At 60.8% G+C, this 6,828-nt stretch carries 6 protein-coding genes and 3 pseudogenes; 2 read left to right on the forward strand and 7 right to left on the reverse strand.

What is annotated here, in order from left to right; genetic code table 11:
- Positions 1-412 (reverse strand): acyl-CoA dehydrogenase family protein (locus A2I95_RS24305; protein WP_291733991.1); only part of this gene is annotated, 412 nt, incomplete at its 3' end.
- Between the two features lie 253 nt (positions 413-665).
- Between A2I95_RS24305 and A2I95_RS24310 the strand changes: the two are divergent.
- A pseudogene (locus A2I95_RS24310) lies at positions 666-1,221 on the forward strand (transposase); the annotation flags it as partial.
- An 85-nt stretch (positions 1,222-1,306) separates the two neighbouring features.
- Here the strand turns inward: A2I95_RS24310 and A2I95_RS24315 are convergent.
- The 6 genes and pseudogenes from A2I95_RS24315 to A2I95_RS24340 all read right to left on the reverse strand — a co-directional run bounded on the left by A2I95_RS24315 (position 1,307) and on the right by A2I95_RS24340 (position 6,083).
- Entirely contained in the window at positions 1,307-1,843 is a 537-nt protein-coding gene (locus A2I95_RS24315; protein WP_342665591.1) for a site-specific integrase, read from the reverse strand.
- Between the two features lie 148 nt (positions 1,844-1,991).
- Positions 1,992-3,615, reverse strand: a pseudogene (locus tag A2I95_RS24320) (IS66 family transposase).
- A 62-nt stretch (positions 3,616-3,677) separates the two neighbouring features.
- Entirely contained in the window at positions 3,678-4,025 is a 348-nt protein-coding gene (gene tnpB, locus A2I95_RS24325; protein WP_367152450.1) for an IS66 family insertion sequence element accessory protein TnpB, read from the reverse strand.
- Positions 4,026-4,166: 141 nt separating this feature from the next.
- Positions 4,167-4,337: pseudogene (locus A2I95_RS24330) on the reverse strand (transposase); the annotation flags it as partial.
- A 445-nt stretch (positions 4,338-4,782) separates the two neighbouring features.
- Positions 4,783-5,457: a hypothetical protein gene (locus A2I95_RS24335; protein ID WP_027258032.1), complete on the reverse strand. Its 675-nt coding sequence runs from the start codon at positions 5,455-5,457 to the stop codon at positions 4,783-4,785.
- 200 nt (positions 5,458-5,657) lie between these two features.
- Positions 5,658-6,083: a MerR family DNA-binding protein gene (locus A2I95_RS24340; RefSeq protein ID WP_027258031.1), complete on the reverse strand. Its 426-nt coding sequence runs from the start codon at positions 6,081-6,083 to the stop codon at positions 5,658-5,660.
- A gap of 88 nt (positions 6,084-6,171) precedes the next feature.
- Between A2I95_RS24340 and A2I95_RS24345 the strand changes: the two genes are divergently transcribed.
- The coding region (locus A2I95_RS24345; protein WP_291733995.1) for a lysylphosphatidylglycerol synthase domain-containing protein at positions 6,172-6,828 on the forward strand (657 nt) is incomplete at its 3' end.

Consider the following 6,828-nt stretch of genomic DNA (forward strand, 5'->3'; position numbering starts at 1 on the left):
GCAACAGCGCCTCCACCGCCCCGTCAGTCAATAGCGGACAAAGGCCAAAACTCATATCCGCTGCGTTCAAAATCTCTGTCGCGGCGGCCCCGGCGGCCCGCGGCAACCCCATTCCGCCAAGGTCTTCCGGGTGCGGCAGGCTTTGCCAGCCCATCCCAGTGTATTGCGCATAAGCCTGCAAGTATGGCTCAGGCATCACGACCTTTGCACCGTCGAGCCGCGCGCCGGTTTCGTCCCCTATTGCCGAAAGCGGTGCGATTACGTCCGAACAAAAACGCCCGAGCCCCTCCAGCGCAGCCTGGACATCCCCGGTTTCGATCCCGGAATAAGCCGCCAGCGATGCGACCTCGGGCCAGTCAGACAAATGCTCGATATTGAACATGATATCGCGAACCGGCGCCTGATAGGTCATCTTTCACTCCGAATAGTAGTTCCTTCACGCCACCTACGTGTTGTTTGACATCGGCTCCACGTTCATATGAGACAAAGTCCTTTCCAATAGTGACAACTGACACTGGCGATCAATGAAATGACAGGCTCGGATCCCCTTAGGTGTTTGATCCGATGGTTTGATGATGAGATCTTGATGTGATCCCCGAAAACATCCTCGAAGCTTGTTAGAGTCTTCCGCGAAGAACCCCAGGCTGGGAGAGGAGCGGAATCGCATGAAGGCATCGAAGTTCACGGACGCGCAGAAGGCGTTCATCATCAAACAGGCAGAGGGCGGCACGACTGTCGCGGAAGCCTGCCGGAAGGCCGGCGTCAGCACGGCGGCCTTCTTCAACTGGTAGAAAAATAAGCCGGTCTGATGCCGTCCGAAATGAAGCGGCTGAGGGAGCTCGAGCAGGAGAATGCGCGACTGAAAAAGATCGTTGCAGACCTCGCTCTGGACAAGGAGATGCTGCAGGACGTCATTAAACGAAAGCTTTGAGGCCTGCCCGGAAAAGGACGCTGGTCGACGGGATGCGGGCGGATTGGCAGGTGTCGATCCGCCGGGCCTGCGAGGTGATCCGGTTCGATCCCAGAACCTGTCGCTACAAATCCCTCCGGCCCGGGCAGGCCGCTTTGGAACAGCGGATCCGAGAAATTTGCCAGACCCGTGTGCGCTTCGGCTATCGGCGCGTGCATGTGCTTCTGCGCCGTGAGGGGTAGGAAATAAATGCGAAGAAGATTTATCGCATTTACAAGGAGATGGGCATGCAATTGCAGAACAAGACGCCCATCTCCCCAACCGGAGTGGGCAAGTCGCTGGTCTGATCTTCCAGCGCGTTCTCCAAGACCTTCAGGCTCGCCGGGCCCTTCGGCGCTACCAGCCCGAATTCGGCAAGATACCCCCGTACTCGCGCAGCAGGTTCGGCAATCCCGGCGGCAGCATGACCTTGCGGCCCTTGCCCCGTTCGGCATGGATCAGCATCCGGTCGCTGCCGAAACCGCTGACTTTGAGATTGCAGACCTCCGGCGCCCTGTGCCGGGCGCCACAGGAGATGCTCAGCGCCGCCCGATACTTCAGCTCCGGTCCTGGCGCGGCCCGCAGCAGTGCCTCCACTTCCTCGGCGCTGACTGCCACGGGGAGCTTGCGCGGCCGGGTGCGGAACTGCATGTGCCGCTTCATCCCACCCCGCCCGCAGGTCGTCTCGAAAAAGAACCTCAGCGCAATGAGGCGGGCATTGCAGGCCGGCGGCGTGACACCGCGGCCGGTCATGTGAAGCTCGTAGGCGCGCAGATCGTCTGGCGTCGCGGTGTCCGGCGACCGCCCCAGAAACGCTGCGAAGTCCTTGATCGCCCGGATGTGCGACTTCTGAGATTTGTCACCCAGCCCCTTGATCCGCATGTCCTCAATCATCCGCTCGCGCAGCGGCGTTGTTGCGCTATAGCGGTCCTGCTGCAGCCAATCGTGTAGCGTCCGCTTAACGCCGGTAGCGAGGAACTGCTAGGCGAGCAATGACTGCAATGGGCTCGTCTCAAAGTAAACGCGCCATTGATACCGCAGCTTATGCAGCTTGAGCATCCGTCTCGGAGGTCATTGGCGCCCAATTCCACGGCAGCAATTCATCCAGCCGTTTGATCTTGTGGTCGTGGATGCGGTCGAGGATGTCAGCGATATATGCCTGCGGGCCGAGACCGTTGAGCTTGGCGGTCTCGATGATGGTCATGGCGCGGGCCAAAGTTTCCGCCCCAGTGTCTGCTCCTGCGAAGAGCCAATTTTTCCGTCCGATTCCGATGGGGCGCAGGGCACACCCGGCTGGATTATTGTCGATGGCCACACGCCCGTCGGTCAGGAACTGGCTAAAGGCGTCCCGACGGCTCAGACCATAGCGGAAATCGCTTTTGCCGGGAATGCGCAGGAGTTGCTGTTCTGACTAGGCAAAGAAGCCCTCAACCTTTGGCCGGCTCAGCTTTTGACGCGCAGCACGGCGGGCCTCTGCGGGCTGGCCGTTGATGCCGCGCTCGATGTCATAGAACTTGCCGACCCGGTCGAACGCCTCGCGGACGATCTCGGATTTGGTCGAGGTCCAGAAGTCGTGGAAGTCTCGGCGCAAGTGAGCCCAACAGGCCGCTTCGCGCAAACGCCGAGTGCCATCGGGACCAGGCTCGTAGAGCTTGGCATACCCCTTGTAGCCGTCCGCTTGCAGAATGCCGCGGGAGTCTGCCAGGTGGCTTAGGACGTGCTCTTCCTTCCAGTCGGGCGCGAACCGATAGACAGCACCGGGTGGCGCCCCCCCGCCCACGGCCGTTGATCGCGCACATAGGCCCAGATCCGGCCCTGCTTCACGCCTTTGCCCAGCTCTTTATCTTTTTTGGAGCGGTCCAGCACCCGGATCGGCGTGTCATCCGCGTGCAGCAGGTCGCTGCTCATAATATCGGCCTCAATTCGTCCGGCCAGCGGAGCCAAGGTCTTCATGGCCCGTCCGCACCAGCCAACAAGCGTGCTTTCGGCAATGTCTGCCCCCATGCGGGCGAAGATCCCGTGCTGGCGATACAAGGGAAGGTGATCGTCGAACTTCGAGACCAGGACATGGGCCAGCAGGTTCGGCCCGGCCATGCTGCCGGGATCGGACGGCTGGGTGCTGGCTCCTGCACCATCCGCTCACAGCGGCGGCAGGATTTCTTGATGCGGGCGATCTGGACCACCTTCATCTGGGCGGCGATCATGCCGAGCAATTCACTGACGTCCTCGCCCGCCACCCGCAGATCGCCGCCACAGTCGGGGCAGCAGGTGCCAGGATCAAGCTCGAGGCGCTCGCGCAGGGTCGCATCCGAGACACGTGGCCGGCCGCGCAGCGCGGGTGCATCGGCAGGCTCTGGCGGCGGTTCGTCCTGGCCTTCGTCGATAGGCGCGTCATCACCCTCGGCCACCGCAACCAGCAGGTCTTCGAGCGCCAGCTCCAGCTGCTCGATCTCACGCTCGATCTTTTCCGAGGATTTGCCGAAAGCCAGTTTCTGCATCTTCGCGATCCGCAAACGCAGGGCCTGAAACAGCTGATCGTGGACCCGCAGCGTGGCCGGCATCTTGGCGTTCTCTGCCTCGATCCGGGCATTTTCCGCCTGTAATGCGGCGATCATCGCCCTCAATTCGGCGGGATCATCGGGCAGATTTCCGGCGGATTTCGACATGCGCCTGACTACCAGAAAACAGGCTCAGGCACCATATAAATAACGAAAATCCAGAGGTAAAATCACCCGGCGCGGGCGGGCGGGGCGCCCCAATCAGGACGCCGCCAGTCGATCCCCTCCCACAGCATCGCGAGCTGCGCAGAGGTCAGCCGCACCGCCCCATCCCTGGCGCGCGGCCAAGGGAAACGCTCCCGCTCAAGTACCTTGTAGTAGAGACAAAACCCCTGGCCATCCCAATAGAGCAACTTAGTCCTATCGCCCCGCCGGCCCCGAAACGCAAACACCGCTCCACTGGTGGGTTTCTGATGCAAAACATCCTGCGCCAATGCCGCCAGCCCTGCGATCCCTTTGCGCATATCCGTGACACCACAGGCCAGATACACGCGAACACCGGTGCCCGGACCCATCATGCCGCCTCCACCGCGCAGGCGCAATTCAACCGCGGCCGGTGGCGGCGTTTTGGAGACCGGAGGCTGCGGCACTGGAACTTCGGCCACCGCCGGAATGTCCAACGGGAAGAAGAGCGCGCCGGTATCGGGCGACCACAAGCCCTTCATTTTCAACTCATGCCGCCAAGCATAAATCTGCTGCCGTGTAATCTCGTGGCGCTGCGCAATCTGCGTCACAGTTGCCCTGCCAATCCCCACAGATGTGACAATCTCGAGCTTGTCTTCGTCGCGCCAGAAGCGACGCCGCTCCAACCCAAGAATTTCGCCCCGCATCACTGACCCCGCATAAGGTACGTCGCAAGCGACGTCGTTAATGACGTGTCCTAGATCAGAGCCACAACCTCAGACAGGCAGTGCCAATGGCGCGGTTACCACGGGCAGCTCAATGGCGAGCCTTCATTATGTTAACCCGGTACGGATCACTCGTCATGCGCGGCGTTCACATTTGCAGCAAACATCTTCCGGCCAGAAGACCGTTCTGATGTTGCAAAGCCACATGTGGAAGAGGCCAGGCCTGTGATGGCCTGCAGCTGATCCTGCCGGCGCATCTCAGGGAGGGAACGCGCAAATGACAACTTCCAATTCGCTTTGGGAGACGCACTCAGACTGCTGTCAAATATAATCAACCGGCCCTGATGTGCACAGCAGCAGCACTGCCGGCTGCAGCAAAACTGCCCGCCACCGCCCTTTACTCCATGTGCTGAAGGATCCGCGCGTTTCATATCCAAATTGATTGCAGTTTCATGATCACCGCTGCCACGCCCGTCAATGCCAGCGTGAATAAACCGAAGAAAGCCACCGCAAGCAGGATCGGCCCGAGCCTTCCCGGCAGCTTGCAAACCAGGCCGCGCAGCCATTCCGGCCGCCCGGAGCCCCTTTCAAAATTGCTGTCGATCACTGTCGCGTATAGGGGCAAGGCACTGACCAGTGTCGCGTAAAGGTAAACACCGGAAATGTTCTCAAAAAAGGCGGACCGGACAAGTGTGGGCCCGACCACCTGCAACGCCTGCCAGTGATCCCCTCCGAACGAGCCGAACCAGTCAGCTGAGACGAAATAGATTACCCCATGCAACAGGACGAAAATGACGACCCTTGCAGGCAGGTCGATCAGGAGGATACGGGCCGGCACGGCTCCTTCACGCTGTTTGGCGGCACTTGCGGCATATAGAAAGAAGCTCACGTAGTTGACGGCGAATACAACGGGTAATCCATTTGTCACGACCTGCCGCAGAAAGCGGCTGAGCGCGGGCCCGCCTTTCAGCAGCAATGCTCCAAAGCCCGGCGTGAGGGCGATATAGAGCAGCAGTAGCGGCAACATGCCTGCACAACTGACAACCAAAGTGTTGCGGACAAACTGCCAGGCAGGCATGTCGATGCTGAAGTATGTTTTCATAGCACAGCGCATTGCCAGCCGTTCCGGCACCAAGCCGATGGGTGGCACTCAAAGTCCTCAAAACGTTATGTTCTACCGCTTAGTTTATCCGCCTATATATTCAGGAAAGGCGGGCAGAGAACGGCGCCAGCGAAAAGCACTCATCCGCTGTGGCCGTGAAAACCAGTCCTCTCACCATCATCTTTAACAAGCATTTCTTGTCAGGAAGTGCCTCCTGAGTTCTCAGCACTCTCGATTGCCTCGAGGATCGCGCAGTCCGCAAGACTTCCCTTTCCAGGGCAGGCGCCAAGGAGGCGGTCAAGCGAATCCCGGATGCGGGTCAAACCTTCGATCTTGGCCTGCACTTCGCCGCGCTTGGCTTTTGCCTGTGCCTGCACGTCCCTGCAGCTCGCGCCTGGCGCCTCCAGCAGCGCGAGCAGGCCGGCGGTCTCTGCCAGCGAAAACCCGAGCCGCTTGGCCCCGGCAATGAACCTGAGCCGCTGCAGCGTTCCGCCGCCATAATCCCGCGGGCCGCCGGCGGTTGGCCGCGGCGGCTGGCGGATCAGCCCCTTGCGCTCATAGAAACGGATAGTTTCCACTCCGATCCCCGCCGAACGGGCGGCTTTTCCAATCGTCAAAGCTGCCATTGCAGCCTCCTCTCGGGATCAACCATTGACTCCGTACATGATACAGCGGGTAGCATATCCGGCAAGCGGGGTTGCAAGCGGGATTTGCATGGGACTTTTCATCAAACGCTGGCTTCTTCCTGTCTTGGGTGCGGCACTGGCGCTCTGGCTGATCTTCCGGCTGTACGGGAGCCTTGACTTCGCACGCTTCCTTGACGGGCTGCGCTACGCCAATCCGGTTTGGCTAACTGTGCTGGCCGCAATGATCCTGCTAGAACAGCTGCTGAGCGGCTGGAAGTGGCGGCAAATACTTTTTGATGTGAAACCGGTTGGCTCGCTGCCACTGACAGGTGCTCTGCTCGCGGGCTATGGCGTGAACGTGCTTGTACCGCTGGGTGTCAGCCCGCTGGTGCGGGCCTGGCTGGTCGCGCGCCTGCACGGTCTGAAAATGGCCACGGTGCTTTCGACAGCAGTCATCGCCCGGTTCCTCGACGGGGTCGTGTTTGCGCTCTTTGCCGGCGCGGTGGCTGCTGCGGGGCGCATTCCGCAGATCGAAGGAGATCTGCGCCTTGGCCTCAGCATTGCGGGGGCCTTGAATCTGCTGCTCTTCGGCGGGCTGCTCTGGGTGCTCTTTCGCTTCCGTGGCCTCCTTGCCCGCGAGGAACCGCTGATCTGCCGTCTCTTCGACTGGATCACCGGGCGCATGGGCGCGAGCGGTCCGGGGCTGCGGGCATCACTTGGCGCGGGCATCGTCTGGCCAAGGGCG

The sequence above is a fragment of the Leisingera sp. F5 genome, from assembly GCF_001593695.1.

Coding starts and splice junctions, on each gene's coding strand:
- A2I95_RS24315 (WP_342665591.1), bottom strand. CDS start 1,843: ATGATTGAGGACATGCGGATCAAGGGGCTGGGTGACAAATCTCAGAAG.
- tnpB (WP_367152450.1), bottom strand. CDS start 4,025: ATGATGGGTCCGGGCACCGGTGTTCGCGTGTATCTGGCCTGTGGTGTC.
- A2I95_RS24335 (WP_027258032.1), bottom strand. CDS start 5,457: ATGAAAACATACTTCAGCATCGACATGCCTGCCTGGCAGTTTGTCCGC.
- A2I95_RS24340 (WP_027258031.1), bottom strand. CDS start 6,083: ATGGCAGCTTTGACGATTGGAAAAGCCGCCCGTTCGGCGGGGATCGGA.